General features: G+C 67.9%; 19 protein-coding genes. 16 read left to right on the forward strand and 3 right to left on the reverse strand.

Features of this window, described 5'->3' with window-relative positions:
* Positions 1-248 precede the first annotated feature (248 nt).
* A complete protein-coding gene (locus tag CXY82_RS04410; RefSeq protein ID WP_104169852.1) occupies positions 249-1,385 on the reverse strand; it encodes a glutamate--cysteine ligase in 1,137 nt (378 codons plus the stop codon).
* 284 nt (positions 1,386-1,669) lie between these two features.
* Here CXY82_RS04410 and rpsP point away from each other — a divergent pair, with 284 nt between their 5' ends.
* The 11 genes from rpsP (at position 1,670) to CXY82_RS04465 (ending at position 9,267) form a co-directional block, all read left to right on the forward strand.
* Entirely contained in the window at positions 1,670-2,095 is a 426-nt protein-coding gene (gene rpsP / locus CXY82_RS04415) for a 30S ribosomal protein S16 (protein WP_104103105.1), read from the forward strand.
* 2 nt (positions 2,096-2,097) lie between these two features.
* The gene (locus CXY82_RS04420) at positions 2,098-2,334 is read left to right on the forward strand and encodes an RNA-binding protein (protein WP_104103108.1); all 237 of its coding nucleotides are present in this window, start codon (positions 2,098-2,100) and stop codon (positions 2,332-2,334) included.
* A 22-nt stretch (positions 2,335-2,356) separates the two neighbouring features.
* Complete coding sequence (rimM, locus tag CXY82_RS04425) at positions 2,357-3,031, forward strand: ribosome maturation factor RimM (RefSeq protein ID WP_104169853.1); 675 nt, start codon at positions 2,357-2,359, stop codon at positions 3,029-3,031.
* Positions 3,032-3,118: 87 nt separating this feature from the next.
* The gene (locus tag CXY82_RS04430; RefSeq protein WP_104169854.1) at positions 3,119-4,000 is read left to right on the forward strand and encodes a formate/nitrite transporter family protein; all 882 of its coding nucleotides are present in this window, start codon (positions 3,119-3,121) and stop codon (positions 3,998-4,000) included.
* A gap of 9 nt (positions 4,001-4,009) precedes the next feature.
* The gene (gene trmD, locus CXY82_RS04435) at positions 4,010-4,759 is read left to right on the forward strand and encodes a tRNA (guanosine(37)-N1)-methyltransferase TrmD (protein WP_104103117.1); all 750 of its coding nucleotides are present in this window, start codon (positions 4,010-4,012) and stop codon (positions 4,757-4,759) included.
* Between the two features lie 36 nt (positions 4,760-4,795).
* Positions 4,796-5,374: an MFS transporter gene (locus CXY82_RS04440; protein ID WP_104169855.1), complete on the forward strand. Its 579-nt coding sequence runs from the start codon at positions 4,796-4,798 to the stop codon at positions 5,372-5,374.
* A gap of 192 nt (positions 5,375-5,566) precedes the next feature.
* Positions 5,567-5,911, forward strand: a complete 345-nt coding sequence (gene rplS, locus CXY82_RS04445) for a 50S ribosomal protein L19 (RefSeq protein ID WP_104169856.1) — start codon at positions 5,567-5,569, stop codon at positions 5,909-5,911.
* Positions 5,912-5,996: 85 nt separating this feature from the next.
* A complete protein-coding gene (gene lepB, locus CXY82_RS04450; RefSeq protein WP_104169857.1) occupies positions 5,997-6,743 on the forward strand; it encodes a signal peptidase I in 747 nt (248 codons plus the stop codon).
* Between the two features lie 3 nt (positions 6,744-6,746).
* A complete protein-coding gene (locus CXY82_RS04455; RefSeq protein WP_104169858.1) occupies positions 6,747-7,388 on the forward strand; it encodes a ribonuclease HII in 642 nt (213 codons plus the stop codon).
* Positions 7,389-7,400: 12 nt separating this feature from the next.
* The gene (locus tag CXY82_RS04460) at positions 7,401-7,724 is read left to right on the forward strand and encodes a DUF2469 family protein (protein ID WP_066596196.1); all 324 of its coding nucleotides are present in this window, start codon (positions 7,401-7,403) and stop codon (positions 7,722-7,724) included.
* Between the two features lie 73 nt (positions 7,725-7,797).
* Positions 7,798-9,267 carry a glyceraldehyde-3-phosphate dehydrogenase gene (locus CXY82_RS04465; RefSeq protein ID WP_104169859.1) on the forward strand — a complete coding sequence of 490 codons (1,470 nt, stop codon included), beginning with the start codon at positions 7,798-7,800 and terminating at the stop codon, positions 9,265-9,267.
* A gap of 105 nt (positions 9,268-9,372) precedes the next feature.
* Here the strand turns inward: CXY82_RS04465 and CXY82_RS04470 are convergent, their stop codons facing one another.
* Together CXY82_RS04470 and CXY82_RS04475 are read right to left on the reverse strand one after the other, a co-directional pair.
* Positions 9,373-9,819, reverse strand: a complete 447-nt coding sequence (locus tag CXY82_RS04470; protein WP_104169860.1) for a nitroreductase family deazaflavin-dependent oxidoreductase — start codon at positions 9,817-9,819, stop codon at positions 9,373-9,375.
* A gap of 60 nt (positions 9,820-9,879) precedes the next feature.
* Entirely contained in the window at positions 9,880-10,692 is an 813-nt protein-coding gene (locus CXY82_RS04475; protein ID WP_104169861.1) for a metal-dependent hydrolase, read from the reverse strand.
* 141 nt (positions 10,693-10,833) lie between these two features.
* Between CXY82_RS04475 and CXY82_RS04480 the strand changes: the two genes are divergently transcribed.
* The 5 genes from CXY82_RS04480 to dprA all read left to right on the forward strand — a co-directional run bounded on the left by CXY82_RS04480 (position 10,834) and on the right by dprA (position 16,065).
* On the forward strand, positions 10,834-11,949 hold the full coding sequence (locus CXY82_RS04480) for a dipeptidase (RefSeq protein WP_104169862.1): 1,116 nt from the start codon (positions 10,834-10,836) through the stop codon (positions 11,947-11,949).
* A gap of 58 nt (positions 11,950-12,007) precedes the next feature.
* Positions 12,008-12,718: an SGNH/GDSL hydrolase family protein gene (locus tag CXY82_RS04485; protein WP_199180881.1), complete on the forward strand. Its 711-nt coding sequence runs from the start codon at positions 12,008-12,010 to the stop codon at positions 12,716-12,718.
* A gap of 199 nt (positions 12,719-12,917) precedes the next feature.
* Positions 12,918-13,274: a YraN family protein gene (locus CXY82_RS04490; protein WP_104103537.1), complete on the forward strand. Its 357-nt coding sequence runs from the start codon at positions 12,918-12,920 to the stop codon at positions 13,272-13,274.
* Positions 13,274-14,809: a YifB family Mg chelatase-like AAA ATPase gene (locus tag CXY82_RS04495; protein ID WP_104169863.1), complete on the forward strand. Its 1,536-nt coding sequence runs from the start codon at positions 13,274-13,276 to the stop codon at positions 14,807-14,809. The genes CXY82_RS04490 and CXY82_RS04495 overlap by 1 nt, the downstream gene beginning before the upstream one ends.
* A complete protein-coding gene (dprA, locus tag CXY82_RS04500) occupies positions 14,806-16,065 on the forward strand; it encodes a DNA-processing protein DprA (RefSeq protein ID WP_104169864.1) in 1,260 nt (419 codons plus the stop codon). The genes CXY82_RS04495 and dprA overlap by 4 nt, the downstream gene beginning before the upstream one ends.
* Positions 16,066-16,151: the final 86 nt, after the last annotated feature.

Genomic DNA, 16,151 nt, shown 5'->3' on the forward strand with positions numbered 1-16,151 from the left:
CGGCGGCCACAAACCCGCACTCCCCGGCCGGGATTAACCCACGGTTACGACAGGAGAGCCAAAATCTCCGTCGAATTCGTTGGGGACGGAGTTGCTGCAGGGCCGCGGACCCGAGAGACACGATAACCGGAACGCACTCACATCCCGCGTCACGGTCCATTGCCTGCCTGCGTCGACATCACGAACACCCGGCTCGGAACCCCCAAGCCGCGATCCCGCATCGTCCACGGCCATGAGGGCTCACTCAGCTATGCGGGGAGGCCCGTGCGGAGTTCGCGGGTCAGCGACTTCACGACGGCCGGCAGGCTGCCGCCGTGCGCCTCGGCGACGCGCAGCTGCCGCTGGTAGCTCGCACCCGCGGTGATGATCCGGTTCAGGCTCTGCAGCTCGTCCAGGCAGCCCAGACGCTCGGCGACGGGGGAGAGGATGCCGATCAGCCGGCGCACATCGTCGGTCACCAGGCTTTCGGCGCCCGCGGCATCCGTGATGATCTCGGCGTCCAGGCCGTAGCGAGCGGCCCGCCATTTGTTCTCGCGAACGAACCACGGCTGCATCGACCCGACCGTCTCGCCGGCGTCGAGACGCTTAGACATCCAGTCGACCAGGCACTGGATGAACGCGGCGATGGCGCCGAGTTCCTCCGTCGTGGACACGCCGTCGCAGGCGCGCACCTCGATGGTTCCCCATCGCGGCGACGGACGGATGTCCCAGCGCACCTCGGTCGCGTCCTCGATCACCCCGGTGGCGGTCATATCGGCCACGTAGCGCTCCCAGGCCTCCCAGTCCTGCAGGATCCACGGCAGGCCGGCGGTGGGCAACTGCTGGAACATGAGGGCGCGGTTGGAGGCGTAGCCGGTGTTCACGCCGGCCCAGAACGGGCTCGACGCCGACAGGGCCTGCAGGTGCGGCAGGTAGCCGAGCAGGCCGTTCAAAATCGGGATGACCTTGGCCTTGTCCTCGATCCCCACATGCACGTGGATGCCCCAGATCATCATGTTGCGGCCCCACCACTGGGTGCGGTCGATCAACCGGTGGTAGCGGGCCTTGTCCGTGACCTTCTGGTCGAACCACTGGCTGAACGGATGCGATCCGCTAGAGATGAGTTCGACGCCCCGCGGATCCGTGATGGCGCGCACCTCGTCAACCTGGACGGCGACATCCGTGACGGCGCCCGCAACTGTATGGTGCACCCCCGACACGAGTTCGACCGTGTTCAGGAGCAATTCCCCGGTGATGTGCGGATGCGGCGTGCCGTCGGGCGCGGCCAGAGCCGTCAGCACCTCTTCGGCCAGGCAGACCAGGTCACCCGACTCGCGGTCGACGAGGGCGAGTTCCCACTCGATGCCAATGGTTGACCGTTTCGACCGGGCAAATTCGATCCCCATGCGCGGTCCTTCCGATCCTGGTTCACCCCTTCGGGCGTGGTTGTGTGACAATCCTGACACCGATTGGCGAAGCGGCGCTTCAGCCGGCCGCGGGTCCGGTGATGACCGCGCCGCCCAGCCGGTCGATTATCAGAAAGTCGTCGATGTCTGACAGAATGATCAGTCGAGTTCTCTTGCGTCCGACCCTCTACTCAGGCGCAGGAAAAACCTTATTGAGCTTGTGCCGAGTGTGCCCCCACGCTCACGGCCCCCAGTTCGCCAAAAATCAAATACACAGGAGAATTGTGGCTGTCAAAATTCGTTTGAAGCGCATGGGCAAGATCCGTGCACCGTACTACCGCATCGTCGTTGCCGACGCGCGCACCAAGCGCGATGGTCGTGTCATCGAAGAGATCGGCATCTACCACCCCACGCAGGAGCCCTCCGTCATCGAGGTCAAGTCCGAGCGTGCCCTGTACTGGCTGGGCGTTGGAGCACAGCCGACAGAGCAGGTTGAGGCTCTCCTCAAGCTGACCGGCGACTGGGGCATCTTCAAGGGTGACAAGAACGCCGTCAGTACCGTGAAGTTCAAGGAGCCGAAGGCTCCGTTCGTCGCCGACGAGAAGAAGAAGCCGGTTCTGAAGCCGAAGGCCGTCAAGCCTGTGGCCAAGGAAGAGGCACCCAAGGAGACCGAGGCTGCCGCGGAGGCAACCGAAGAGGACAAGGCGTAATTTTGCTCGCTCCCGCGCTTGAGCACCTCGTCAAGGGGATCGTCGATCACCCGGACGATGTGCATGTTGTGACCCAGACGTCCCCACGGGGCGAGGTTCTCGAGGTTCGTGTGAGCCCCGAAGACCTCGGCCGCGTGATCGGGCGTTCCGGGCGCACCGCCAAGGCACTGCGCACCCTCGTGGCCGCGCTGGCCGACGGCCGGCGGGTGCGCGTTGACGTCGTCGACACCGATTTCTGAACTGGTAAATGAGTAGTTGGATATGAGTTCGGTGAACGACAGTACGACTCCGCGCAGCCAGTTGAGGGTGGGGCGCCTGACCAAGGCGCACGGTCTCAAGGGCGCGATCAAGCTGGAATTGTTCACGGATGACCCGGGACGTCGTTTCGTCCCGGGCGCCGTGTTCACCCTGCAGGTGCCCACGGGTTCACCCTGGCACGGCAAGAAAATCGAGCTCGTCGAGCTCCGCTGGTACAACCAGCACGCGGTGGGCTTCTTCAAGGATGTCCCCGACCGTGAAGCGGCCGAAGCCCTCGCCAAGGCGATCCTCTGGATCGACCAGGACGACGCGGAACAGTCCGGCGAAGAAGACGCCTGGTACGACCACCAGCTGATCGGCCTCTCCGTCGTGCGCGACGGCGTGCAGATCGGAACCATCGCGCGGCTGGAGCACCTTCCCGCGCAGGACCTGTTGATCGTGAAGACCCCCGCCGCCGAGGTCATGATCCCATTCGTGAAGGCCATCGTGCCCTCCGTCGACATCGCGACCGGCATCGTCACCATCACCCCGCCTCCCGGCTTGCTCGAAGAGCTCCCGGAGGAACCTGATCACGACGATGACAACGTCGATAATAGTGACAACACGGCAGCCACGGCTGCCCCCGAACCTGAATCGGAACCCCAGGCCGAGGTCGACGGAGCCCCCGGCCGGAGCTGAAACACCTCCTCGGGGAGAGGCGCGCCGCGCCCGACCGGCTCCCCACCTCGTCACGACGCGGCAGACCTCTTATAGGAGCACCGTCGCATGTCGTACGTTAAACCGAGCCAACTCGTCGATGACATTACTCACTCCGGCGTGCTTAAAACGCAACTGACCCTGGGGCAAATGGTGATGCGGGGTGCGCTTGCCGGGGCGATTCTCGGAGCGGCCACGACCGTCGCCTTAACCGCCACGGCCCAGACCGGGCTGCCGATCGTCGGGGCCGTGCTCTTCCCGGTCGGCTTCGCGATGATCCTGCTATTGGGTCTCGAGCTGGTCACCGGTAGCTTCGCCCTTGTCCCGCTTGCGATCATGGAAGGGCGCACGACGGTCACCCGGGGACTCAGGAACTTCTTCGTGGTCATTCTCGCCCACCTCTTCGGGGCCGGACTGTACGCCTTCCTCTACACGACGTCGATCACTTATCTGGGCACGGACATGTCCGACCCGATGGTCCAGGCCATCATCGACCTCGCCGAGCACAAGGTGCTGCCCTACGAGGCGGTCGGTGCCGGCGGCATCCTTGTCGTGATCATCAAGGCCATGCTCTGCAACTGGATGGTCGCCATCGGCACCATCATGTTCTATACGTCCAAGTCCACGGCGGGCAAGATCCTCGCGATGTGGCTGCCGGTGACGACCTTCTTCAGCCTCGGCCTCGAGCACGCGATCGTCAACATGTTCGCGATCCCGGCCGGCATCATGCTCGGCGCCGACGTCACGGTCGGGCAGTGGTGGGTATGGAACCAGGCCCCGGTGCTCCTCGGCAACGTCCTGGGCGCCATCCTCTTCACCGCGCTGCCAATCTACTTCTCGCACCGTACCCATGTGAACCGCGCCCCGGCATCCGGTGAAGCAGGCGACGTCGACGCGGAGGTGGCCGCCGAGGCGACCGAGCCTGCCGAACCCACGCTCGTTCGCTCGTAGACTTCTCCCGTGCGTATCGACATCATCACGATCTTTCCGGAGTTCTTCTCCGTCCTCGACGTCTCCCTGGTCGGCAAGGCACGGCAATCGGGGCTGATCGACCTTCGGGTGCACAACCTGCGCGACCACACCCACGACCGGCACCACTCCGTCGACGACACGCCCTACGGCGGCGGCGCCGGCATGGTGATGAAGCCGGAGCCATGGGGTGACGCGATCGACGCGATCCTCACCGACGTGCACCCGGGTGCCGAGCCGCCGGATGCGTCCGTCATGCCCGAAACGACGGCGACGGATGCCAGTCCGCTCCTGATCTTCCCGTCCCCGGCCGGGGATTTGTTCACGCAGGCCATGGCCCGGGAGTTGGCCGAGGAATCAAACCTCATCTTCGGCTGCGGACGCTACGAGGGCATCGACCAGCGGGTCTTCGACCACTTCGAGCAGGACGGCCGGGTGCGCCTGGTCAGTCTCGGCGACTACGTGCTCAACGGGGGAGAGGTGGCCGTGATGGCCATGATCGAAGCCGTCGGTCGTCTGATCCCGGGGGTCGTCGGCAACCCGGAAAGCCTTGTCGAAGAATCCCACGAGGACGGCCTCCTCGAATATCCGAGCTACACGAAGCCCGCGGCCTGGCGCGGCCTCGACGTTCCGTCGGTGTTGCTCAGTGGCAACCACGGCGCCGTCGCGGCGTGGCGGCGGGAGCAGCAATTCTTGCGCACGGCCCGGGTGCGCCCGGACCTTCTGCCGCCAGCGAACTGAGCTCGCGGGCGCAGGTCGCCCGGGTAGTCTGGTTCCGTGTTCGTACGCAGGTTCTTCTACTACTGGCAGTTCATTGCCGTCCTCGTGCTTCCGGCGTGGCTCCTGGTCGGCGCCTCCGTTTACGGCAGCGGCGGCTGGGACGTGGTCGCCAGCTTCTTCAGCGGCCTCGTGGTCGGTGTGGGCCTACTCGCCGTGAGCCTGATCTTCTTCGCCCGCACCGAGGTTCGCAGCACCCGCATGGTGTCGTGGGCCGACGTGGGCATCCTCACGATCTGGCACGCCCTGATCGTGGGCATGGGCTTTACCTACGACGTCGCGCCGGGCCTCGCCGCGCTGGTGATCGTGGTCGGAATCGGCGCGTTCTGGTTCGCCATCTGGGAGCTGATCGCCGCCGCCCGCCGCAGCATGCGGGCCATGATGCTCCTGGTCGAGGAGACGGCGAGGGGCCCCGCGTTCCTGCCGACCGTGCCGCCCACGCTGCCGCCGACCGACGGTTTCATCCCCAAGCCGGATCCCTCCGTCATCATCGTGCGCGAGCATCCACTCCGCCCGCCCGGGGATTCGTTCGAGAAGAAGGAATCCGGGAAGAAGCACGGTCAGGCGCCGGAGGCCTGACCTTCACCCAGCTTTTGCGGGCATGGTGCGTTTCGTGACATAATCATCGCTTGTGCCGTGGCAAGCCTCTGCCACAGGGGAGCTGCAACATATCGGCACGAAACACACTCATTCATTTGCTGATTCGCTCGCCTCGCGTGTCGGATCGCATAAGCCGTAGTCGTCCTGTGGCGGATACAGAGAGCGAACAGTATGCATATTCTCGACCAGGTGGATGCCCCATCCCTCCGCAAGGACATCCCGGCGTTCCGCGCCGGCGACACCGTCAAGGTCCACGTCAACATCGTTGAGGGCGCTCGCTCTCGTGTGCAGGTCTTCCAGGGAGTCGTCATCGGACGCTCCGGCGAAGGCGTGCGCGAAACGTTCTGCGTACGCAAGGTCAGCTTCCAGGTCGGCGTCGAGCGCACCTTCCCGGTGCACTCCCCGGTGATCGACCGCATCGAGGTCATCACCCGTGGTGACGTGCGTCGCGCGAAGCTGTACTACCTGCGCAACCTGCGCGGCAAGAAGGCCAAGATCAAGGAGAAGCGCGACTAACACCCGTCGCAGTCGACTCCCAGCTTGCGCTGGATTCCCCCTGAGCTCCTCACCCGTACACTGGGTCAGGAGCTCAGGCGGTTTAATGACAGATAATTCTCTGCCCACGCGATCCAATCGCCAGGGAACAGAAACAAAGCGCAAGAAGCGCGGCGTTGCACTCTTTATACGTGACCTGCTGGTCATCTTCGTGGTGGCGCTGCTCATCTCGTTCCTGATCAAGACGTTCCTGGTGCGCTCGTTCTACATTCCCTCCGGGTCGATGGAGACCACCCTCCTGATCAACGACCGGATCATCGTGAACCAGCTCGAACCGAAACTGATCCCGGTCGAACGCGGCGACGTCGTCGTGTTCCGGGATCCGGGCGGCTGGCTGCTGCCGCAAGCGCCCCTCGAGCAGAACGCCGTCATCGCCGCCGTGGACTGGGTCGTGGCCGCGGTGGGGCTGTCGGCGCCGGACAGCAACGACCACCTGATCAAACGCGTCATCGGGCTGCCCGGCGACCACGTTACCTGCTGCAACCCGCTCGGCCAGATGAGCGTCAACGACGTGCCTCTGTCCGAACCCTATGTGTCTCTGCCGACCGGGGAGACGAGCGTTTCGCAGGACGACTTCGACATCGTCGTGCCGGACGGCTCGCTCTGGGTGATGGGTGACAACCGCTACAACTCCAAGGACTCCCGCTACAACACCGAGACCCCCGGCAAGGGGTTCGTGCCCATCGACAACGTCGTCGGGCGCGCCCTCGTGATCAGCTGGCCGACCGCGCGCTGGTCCTGGCTCGACGACTTCCCGGAGGTCTTCCAGGGCGTCCCCACGGAGACGAAGTAGGGAATGGTCGTGGATCCGACCCTCGACGTCGAACGGGCGTTGCTGGCCGCCGGGGCGACCTGCGTGATCGGTGTCGACGAGGTCGGCCGCGGCGCCCTTGCCGGTCCGGTGGGGGTAGGTGTGGCCGTCGTCAACGCCTCAGCTTCGGCCTTCCCGGCCGGTTTGCGCGACTCCAAGATGCTCAGTGAACCCCGGCGCGGGCTCCTCGCGCCGCTGGCTGTCGCCTGGGCGCTGCACTCAGCGGTCGGCCTCGCGACGCCGCTGGAGGTCGACCAACTGGGCATCATCGCCGCGCTCGGCCTGGCCGGCAAGCGGGCCCTCGCGCATCTGTTCGCGGCCGGGGTCGACATCACCGGCGCCGTGGTGCTCCTGGACGGCAACGACGACTGGCTGAACAGGGCACTGAGCACTCCGCTCAACGTGGTGACCCGCGTGCGGGCCGACCAGGACTGCGCGTCGGTGGCCGCGGCATCCGTGATCGCGAAGGTGCACCGCGACGCTCTGATGATCGAGGCGGATGCCGTGACGCCCGGCTACGAGTGGGCCGGCAACAAGGGCTACGGCAGCCCCGCCCACATGGCGGCGATCGCCCTGCTCGGACCCACCCTGCTGCATCGCAAATCCTGGCTGAAGATCACAGCGTAGGATTGAGGAACCATGGAAGAAGATGAATTCGAGGACTACGACCGCGAGGTCGAGCTGGCCCTGTACCGCGAGTACCGAGACGTTGTGGGGCAGTTTCAGTACGTCGTCGAGACCGAACGACGCTTCTATCTCGCGAACGAGGTCGAACTGGTGCGCCGTGACACGGAGCACGACTTCTACTTCGAATTGACCATGAAAGATGTCTGGGTCTGGGACGTCTACCGTTCCGACCGGTTCGTGAAGTCGGTGCGGGTGCTGACCTTCAAAGACGTCAACGTCGAGGAACTCGCGTCCAAGGAGTTCGAACTGCCGAAGGAACTCGCGCTCGACGAGTAGCACAACGAAGACTCAGGCCGGGGGGTCTGCACACTCGGCGCAACGATGCGGTCGAGAACGAAGGGTATGTCTTTTGCTTCAGGAATCTGATCGCGCTCTGGCCTCGTGGATCAACCGGGAGGCACTCGCTGAAGAGATGATCCCCTTGATCGGCCGTCTGTATCGGGAAAATCACGTCGTCACGAGCGTGCACGGCCGGGGACTGGTCAACCAGTCGGTGATCGGACTGCTCAAGGCGCACCGCTTCGCGCGCCACATCGACGATGTGGAACTGCCCCTGGAGGAGACCCTGCCGCTGCTGCAGACCCTCAGCACCCTCCGGCTCGGGACCGCGTCGATCGACCTCGGCCGGCTGGCCATGGCCTACAAACTCGAGGGTGCCGGGCGCGGCCGGGAGGAATTCCTCCGGGCCGAGCTGGCGGATGTCGTCGACCGGCAGGGTGACTTCGTCACCGCGGGCACGGATGTCGTGCTGTACGGCTTCGGCCGGATCGGACGTCTCCTCGCGCGCATCCTGATTGACCACGCCGGCGGGGGACAGGGTTTGCGCCTGCGGGCCATCGTGGTGCGCCGCGGGTCGGATAACGACATCGTCAAGCGGGCGAGCCTGCTGCGCCGCGACTCGGTGCACGGACCATTCGAGGGCACCATCACCGTCGACCCGGTGGGCAACACGATCCTCGCCAACGGCACGCTGATCCAGGTCATCTACTCGAGCGACCCGGCCACCGTCGACTACACCCGATACGGCATCCAGAACGCTGTCGTGGTCGACAACACGGGACGCTGGCGCGACGCCGACGGACTCCGCCAGCACCTGGCCTGCCCAGGTGTCGCCCGGGTGCTGCTCACGGCTCCGGGCAAGGGTGCGCTGAAGAACATCGTGCACGGCATCAACCACGACGCCATCACCGCGGACGACACCATCATCACGGCGGCATCCTGCACCACCAACGCGATCACGCCCGTGCTCAAGGCCGTGAACGACCGCTTCGGTATCCGGGAAGGCCATGTGGAGACGGTGCACTCGTTCACCAACGACCAGAACCTGATCGACAACTTCCATTCGGGCGACCGCCGCGGGCGCAGCGCCGCCCTGAACATGGTGATCACCGAGACAGGGGCCGCGAAGGCCGTCGCCAAGGCGCTGCCCGAGCTGGCCGGCAAGCTCACCGGCAACGCCATCCGGGTGCCCACGCCCGACGTGTCGATGGCGATCCTCAACCTCACCCTCACGCAGGGCACCACCAAGGACGAGCTCAACACCTACCTGCGCACCATGTCGCTGCACTCCGAGCTGCACAAGCAGATCGACTACATCGACTCGCCCGAGGTGGTCTCCAGCGACTTCCTCGGCTCCCGCCGGGCCGGCATCGTCGACGGCCTGGCCACCATCTGCACCGACACGAAGGCCGTGCTGTACGTCTGGTACGACAACGAATACGGGTACAGCTGCCAGGTCATCCGGGTGCTCGAGGAGATGGCGGGCGTGCATCCGCCGGTGTTCCCGAAGGTGTTGATCGAGTCGGTCGCCCTGGTCTGAGTCACTCTGGTCTGAGTCACTCTGGTCTGAGTCACTCTGGTCTGAGTCACCCTGGTCTGAGTCACTCTGGTCTGATTCACCGAGCGGCGTTGGCCCGGGTTCGGGTCAGCGCGGCCGGGGCTCGCAGATCACGACCGGGATATCACGGCCGGTTTTCTGCTGGTAGCCGTCGTAGCCCCGATAGGCCGCCACGATCTGCGGCCACAGCTCGGCTTTCTCCGCGGGGGACGCGGTTCGCGCCCGCAGCTTCAGGGTGGTGCCGCGCACGGTCAGCTCGACGTCGGGGCTCGCGACCAGGTTGAGATACCACTGCGGGTGGCGGTCGTCGCCGCCCTTCGAGGCGATCAGCACGAAGCGCTGGTGCCCGTGCACGGGGGCGGTGAGCATGGTCGTGCGACGCTTGCCGCTGGAGCGGCCGATGGTGTGCAGCTCGACCGCCGGCATCGACCCGAACGAGGCGAGCAGGCGCCCGCCGGAGGCCGTCAGCACCGCGCGGTGCAGCACGCTCATCGTCTTCATCTGCAGATCCGTCAGCCGATTGCGCAGTCCCATGCCTCCAGCCTACGAGGTGAACAGGGGCGACCGACGGATGTCCCGGCGTCTTCTGCCCCGCTACAGCGGCAGCGCCCCGGCAATGTCCACCAGCGTGGCCTCCAGGTTGACGTCCCAGGTCTCCAGCAGCGCGAACAGCACGCCGTAGCCCGCATAGGCGGTGACCGGGATCAGCAGCAGCCACTCCCGCAGGGAGCCGGCGTTGCCCAGCACCGGCACGGACAGGTAGCCGCCCGATGACCACAGATTCTCGAGCACCGGCACCCGGCGCCACCATCTGGGCGGTTTCGGGATCCACGGCCAAAACAGGGGCAGCCCGCCGGTGGTGAGCAGGTCGCCCAGAAGGTGCACGCCGTAGCCCAGTGTGAAGCAGATCACGAACCACGAGTGCTGCTCCGGGGCGAAAACGGCGATGAAAGCCGCCACGGCGAAGCCGATCGCCCAGGCCAGCCCCCACGACTGCTTCGAGAGGCCGAGCACCTTGGCCGCAAACGCGATCGCCGCGGCGCTCATCAGGGCCGGGCCGGCGCGCACCGGTTCCGTGGCCCAGACGGGCTCCCAGAGCACCAGACCGATCACGGTGGCGAGCAGCCACGCCGAGAACAGGCCGAGCAGGCTGTGCAGGCCGTGCCGGTGGCCGCCGGAGGCCCGGGAGATCCCCGTGGTGACGAGCCGGCCGAGCACCGGGACGGATTGCGAGATGGTGGCCGAGTTGTGGTCGGCGTCGGCGAGGAGGGCCGCCCCGGCGCAGAGCATCGAGCCGGCGATCGTGCCGACGGGCGTCACAGGAAAGAGCCCGAGGCCGTGCCCGGCGGTCGCCGTGACGGCGATCCAGGCGGCGGCGCCGGTCATGGCATGGTGTGCACCCATCATGAGAGGGGGTCCTAACTGGTCCAAGTCTGATTCAGGCCATCGGGGGCATGCCGAGCCTCGACTGGGCCGGTTCACCAGTTCCGGTTCAACTGTAGGTGGCTTCCGCTCCCCGCCCGCGCCGGCCGGCACTAGCGTGGGGGCATGAGCACACCGGTTCCGTCCGCGCCCGCCGCGGCATCCGTCGTTGTGGAGCAGGCGCTGGCCCTGGCCCCGCTGATCGACGGCCACAACGACTGGGCGTGGGAGTGCCGGCAGAGCCGCGACTACTCCGTGGAGGGTCTCGGGGGCGGTCTGTCCACCGACACCGACATCGCCAGGCTGCGGGCAGGGCAGGTCGGAGCGCAGTTCTGGTCGGTCTACGTCAGCGACGACCACACAGGCGCCGACGCCGTGCAGGGCACGCTCGAGCAGATCGACTGGGTCTACCGCCTCGCCGCGCGCTACCCCGACGACTTCGGCATCGCGCGCAGTGCCGCCGACGTGGAGGCCGCCCGAGCGATCGGGCGCATCGCCTCCCTGCTCGGCGCCGAGGGCGGACACAGCCTCAACGACTCCCCGGCCGCGTTGCGCATGTTCGCCCGGCTGGGCGTGCGCTACCTCACCCTCACCCACGTGCACAACACGACCTGGGCCGACTCGGGCACCGATGAACCCGAGCACGGTGGCCTCACACCCCGCGGCGTCGACTACGTGCACGAACTGAACCGGCTGGGCATGCTGGTCGACCTCTCGCACGTCTCCCCGGCCACGGCGCACGCGGCGTTGGACGCGTCCGACTCGCCCGTCATCTTCAGTCACAGCTCCTGCCGGGCCCTCAGTGACCACCCCCGCAATGTGCCCGACGACGTGCTGCGCCGCCTGGCCGCCAACGGCGGGGTGCTCATGCTCACCTTCGTGCCCCAATTCCTGTCCGAGGACTACTCGGTCTGGTTCGAGGGCGACCGGGCCGGGCCGGCGCCGGTCGTGACGCTGACGGATGTCGCCGACCACGTCGAACACGCCCGCCGCGTCGCCGGGATGGCCCACATCGGCCTCGGAGGCGACTTCGACGGCACCGACGAGTTCCCTGCCGGCCTCGAAGGCGTCGACGGTTACCCCGCGCTGCTGTCCGAGTTGGCCCGGCGCGACTGGCCGGCCGCCGACCTCGCGGCCCTTGCCGGCGCCAACGTGCTGCGGGTGTTGCGCGAGACGGATGCCGCGTTCGCGGCCGCCGGACACGCGGCATCCGGCGCCTCGGTGCCCCGGTTGGTGCGCTGAGCATGCCGGGCCGGCGTGTTCCGTCAACCCTGCCGGTGCCCGGCTCCGAATCAGTGTCATGACCCCTCGACGACGCCCTGCCTTCTGGATCACCGTGTGGATCGCCGCCGCCGTGCTGCTCGCGGGGGCGGTGGCCCTGGCAATGCTCGCCCAGAGCGGCGTCCTGGGCCGCGGCCTGGGCGAGGCCGACCCGGGCCCCGCGGCCCGCGGCCCCGGCGAGACCGTGGTCGCCTTCTACGGCGACTCCTACACGCGCGGCACCGGCGGCTCGGCCGCGGACAAACGTTGGTCGACCATCGTCTCGGCCGAGCGCGACTGGACCGAGGTCAACCCGAGCCGCAACGGCCTCGGCTTCGTGAACCAGCGGCGGGGGGATGATCTGATCGACCAGGTCATCGCTGCCAGGCCGGACATCGTGATCAGCACCATGGGGCTCAACGACAACTTCTCGATGCCGTCCCGCGCCGACGAGATCGAGGCGGCGATCACCCGCGACTTCGAGATGATCCGGGCGGCCCTGCCAGAGGCGCGCCTCATCGTCGTGGAGCCGTTCTGGTACACCGAGGAGCGCCCGGACTCCGTGGAGCAGATCATCGGCTGGGTTCAGGCGGCCGCGCTCGGCGCCGACGCAGACTACATCTCCGGCGCCTCCTACTGGCTCGACGGGCACCCCGAGTGGATGGCCGACGACGGCCTGCACCCCAATGACGCCGGCTACGCAGCCCTCGCCGAGCAGATGGACGCGGCGCTCGCCGCGCTGGGGCTGTAGCTGAGCGAGTCCTGATCGATTGGTTGTGTCGCTCCCGGAACGGCAGAGCTGATTGCACCGCGTGGACGCTGGTCAGCACAGACGGACCGCCGGGCCGGGGGTGGTCCTCCCCAGACGCGGCCGCGCCGCCGACCGCACAGCTTCTCGACCCCGCGAGTGCCGGGAGCGCCTACCCGGCACGCTGGGGGCGGAGGTGCTCGTGGCACGCAAAGACGAACTGGGCAGGCAGGGCGAGGAGTGCGCCGCCCTCTTCCTCGCCGCCGCCGGTTACCGGGTCGTGGAGCGCAACTGGCGCTGTGGGCAGGGTGAGATCGACCTGGTCGCCGAGCTCGGGGGAGAGGTCGTCTTCGTCGAGGTGAAGACGCGTTCGGGAACCCGCTTCGGGCATCCGTTCGAGGCCATCACTGTCGCCAAGCTCGCCCGGCTGCGTCGCCTCGCGGCGGCGTGGTGCGAACAGGCGGATGCCCGGCCCGCCCGCATCCGTGTCGACGCCATCGCCGTGATCATCCGTCCCGGCACCGAGCCCGTGATCGAGCACCTGACGGGCGTGTTCTGATGGGGCTCGCCCGCACGCATGCGGTGGCCCTGGCCGGGATGACCGGGGCACTGGTCGAGGTGGAGGCCGACATCTCCGGGCAGCTGCCGGGTATCATCCTGATCGGGCTGCCCGATGCGGCCCTGTCGGAGGCCACCGAGCGGGTGCGGGCGGCGGCGAAGAACTCGGGCTGTCCGCTCACCCGCAACAAGCTCACCATCAACCTCTCCCCGGCGTCGTTGCCGAAGCACGGGTCGGGCTTCGACCTGGCCATCGCGCTGGCCTGCCTCGGGGCCGACCAGGTGGTCTCGGCCGCGTCGGTGGGCCGGGTGGTGCACATCGGCGAGCTGGCCCTCGACGGACGGCTGCGGCCGACGCCGGGCATGCTCCCGGCGGTGATCGCGGCCTCCCGGCTTGGCCACGGCACGGTGATGGTGCCCGCCGGCAACGTCGATGAGGCATCCCTCGTGCCGGGCATGCGGGTGATCGGTGTCGCCTCCCTGCGGGACGCCGCCATCTGGCATGGCGCCGAACTCGAACCGATCCCGGTTGACCCCATCCTCGTTCCCGGCGACGCCGCGGCGGAGACGGCCGAACCCGACCTGGTCGACATCATCGGCAATGACGATGCGATCCTGGCGTTGCAGATCGCGGCGGCCGGCGGTCACCACGTCTTCATGGTGGGGCCGCCCGGCGCCGGCAAGACCATGCTGGCGGCCCGGCTGCCCGGACTGCTGCCCGACCTCGACGCTGAGGCCTCCCTCGAGGTCAGCTCCATGCGGTCGCTCAGCGGCCGCGCCGTCGGGCGCGCCCTGATCACCCGCCCGCCGCTTGAGGCCCCGCACCACACGGCGACGGCGGCGGCCATGGTCGGCGGCGGCAGCGGGCAGATCCGGCCTGGCGCGGCGGCGCGCGCCTCGCACGGGGTGCTCTTCCTCGATGAGGCTCCCGAATTCGCCTCGGCGGTGCTTGACGCGCTCCGGCAGCCGCTGGAATCCGGGGTGATCAGCATTCACCGCGCCAACGCGGTCTCCCACTTCCCGGCCCGCTTCCAGCTGGTGATGGCGGCCAACCCGTGCCCCTGCGGGCAGTACGGTGCCCCTGACCTGGACTGCACCTGCCCGCCGAGCTCCCGACGACGGTACTTGGCGCGCATTTCGGGACCGCTGCTGGACCGTATCGACATTCAGCTGCGGGTGCAGCGCATCACTGCCGCCCAGCTGCGGCTGGCCACCGAGACGCCCCGACTGGCGAGCGCCGTCGCCCGCGGACGGGTGATCGAGGCCCGAGCCGCCGCGGCCCAGCGCCTCGCCGGCACGCCGTGGACGCTGAACTCCGATGTGCCCGGCCCCTGGCTGCGCGGCCCCCAGGCCCGGCTGGGCAGAGCGGCCACGGCCATCCTTGACCGGGCGCTTGAACGCGGAGGCATCACCATGCGCGGATATGACCGTGTACTGCGGGTGGCCTGGTCCATCGCCGACCTCGAGGGCGTGTCCCGGCCCGGCATTGAACAGGTAGGGCAGGCCTTGTACCTGCGGAAGGGAATGACGTCATGATGCTGTTTGGGCTGGAGGAATCCACGGTGGTTGCGCTGACCGGGGGCGTGCGGGCATCCGCCGGGTCTGGCCCGACGGATGCCGCGGCCGCCGCCGATGTGTTCGCGCGCGCCGCGTGGACCGGTATCTCGGAGCCGGGCGACGGCGCCGCCGGACTGCTCGTGCAGGGGCTGGGGGCCGGGCCGGCACTCAGTGCCGTCCTCGACCTGTGGACCGGGGCCCGGCTCGCGGGCGCGCTGGCCGCAACGGGGTTGCCACTGACCGACGACCTGCAGGCCCTACTGGAGCAGGCCCTGCAACGCTGGCGGCCGCGGTTATCCTCGGCCGAGGTGATCCGTTCCCTGCAGCAGGCGGCGCGCGCGTCCGCCGGGCTCCTGGTGCCCACTGATGCACATTGGCCGAGAGGCGTCGACGACCTGGCAGTCCACGCGCCGATCGCACTCTGGTGGCGGGGCATCCCGACCGCTCTGACCGCGCTGTCCAACTCGATCGCCCTGGTGGGTGCCCGCGCGGCCACCGGCTACGGCGAGCATGTGACGATGGAGGCCTCCGCCGGGCTCGTCGACCGCGGCTTCCTCATCGTCTCCGGGGCGGCGTACGGCATTGACGGCATGGCGCACCGGGCGGCACTGGCCAGCTCGGGGCTGACCGTCGCGTTCCTCGCCGGGGGAGTGGACCGCTACTATCCGAGCGGCCACGACGCCCTGCTGAGCCGCATCGCCACGATGGGGGCGATCATTTCCGAACTGCCCTGCGGGGCCGCGCCCACCAAATGGAGGTTCCTGCAACGCAACCGGTTGATCGCCGCCGCCAGCGCGGCCACGGTCGTGCTCGAGGCCGGCTGGCGCTCGGGTTCGCTCAACACTGCCGGGCATGCCGCCGCTCTCGGCCGGCCGCTCGGGGCCGTTCCGGGCCCGGTGACCTCGCCGACGTCGGCCGGCTGCCATCGGCTGATCCGCGAGTATGACGCCGTTTGCGTCAGCACAGCCGCGGAGATGGCCGAACTGGTGGGCGAACGGATGCTGAGCCTCACCCTCGACCTGCCGCCCGCCGACGGAGACACGGCCGGGTTCGGCGGCCGCACGAGCGAGCAGGTGCGCGTGTTCGACGCTCTGAGCACGCGGGCGGCGCGCAGCGTGACAGACATCGCCCGTCGGGCCGGACTGTCGATGTCAACGGTGCAGGGGTCCCTCGGCGCCCTCGACCTGGAGGGGGTGGTTCGGGAGAAGGAGACCGGCTGGGTGCGCGGCCGGTAACGGTTCGCCGTTCACCCGACCACCCCACTGGTCGTCCCCGTCCTTTCGGCGTATGAGTACGTCGATCGTGGCCCCGTCGTTGTCAT

Origin of the sequence: Cryobacterium sp. M23 (assembly GCF_002929655.1) — a bacterium.
GTDB classification, from domain to species: Bacteria; Actinomycetota; Actinomycetes; order Actinomycetales; family Microbacteriaceae; genus Cryobacterium; species Cryobacterium sandaracinum.

Excerpts from the sequence above, each read along its gene's own strand:
- CXY82_RS04410 (WP_104169852.1), bottom strand. The coding sequence starts at position 1,385 with ATGGGGATCGAATTTGCCCGGTCGAAACGGTCAACCATTGGCATCGAG.
- rimM (WP_104169853.1), top strand. The coding sequence starts at position 2,357 with ATGAGTTCGGTGAACGACAGTACGACTCCGCGCAGCCAGTTGAGGGTG.
- CXY82_RS04430 (WP_104169854.1), top strand. The coding sequence starts at position 3,119 with ATGTCGTACGTTAAACCGAGCCAACTCGTCGATGACATTACTCACTCC.
- rplS (WP_104169856.1), top strand. The coding sequence starts at position 5,567 with ATGCATATTCTCGACCAGGTGGATGCCCCATCCCTCCGCAAGGACATC.
- lepB (WP_104169857.1), top strand. The coding sequence starts at position 5,997 with ATGACAGATAATTCTCTGCCCACGCGATCCAATCGCCAGGGAACAGAA.
- CXY82_RS04455 (WP_104169858.1), top strand. The coding sequence starts at position 6,747 with ATGGTCGTGGATCCGACCCTCGACGTCGAACGGGCGTTGCTGGCCGCC.
- CXY82_RS04460 (WP_066596196.1), top strand. The coding sequence starts at position 7,401 with ATGGAAGAAGATGAATTCGAGGACTACGACCGCGAGGTCGAGCTGGCC.
- CXY82_RS04470 (WP_104169860.1), bottom strand. The coding sequence starts at position 9,819 with ATGGGACTGCGCAATCGGCTGACGGATCTGCAGATGAAGACGATGAGC.
- CXY82_RS04475 (WP_104169861.1), bottom strand. The coding sequence starts at position 10,692 with ATGATGGGTGCACACCATGCCATGACCGGCGCCGCCGCCTGGATCGCC.
- CXY82_RS04480 (WP_104169862.1), top strand. The coding sequence starts at position 10,834 with ATGAGCACACCGGTTCCGTCCGCGCCCGCCGCGGCATCCGTCGTTGTG.
- CXY82_RS04485 (WP_199180881.1), top strand. The coding sequence starts at position 12,008 with ATGACCCCTCGACGACGCCCTGCCTTCTGGATCACCGTGTGGATCGCC.
- CXY82_RS04495 (WP_104169863.1), top strand. The coding sequence starts at position 13,274 with ATGGGGCTCGCCCGCACGCATGCGGTGGCCCTGGCCGGGATGACCGGG.
- dprA (WP_104169864.1), top strand. The coding sequence starts at position 14,806 with ATGATGCTGTTTGGGCTGGAGGAATCCACGGTGGTTGCGCTGACCGGG.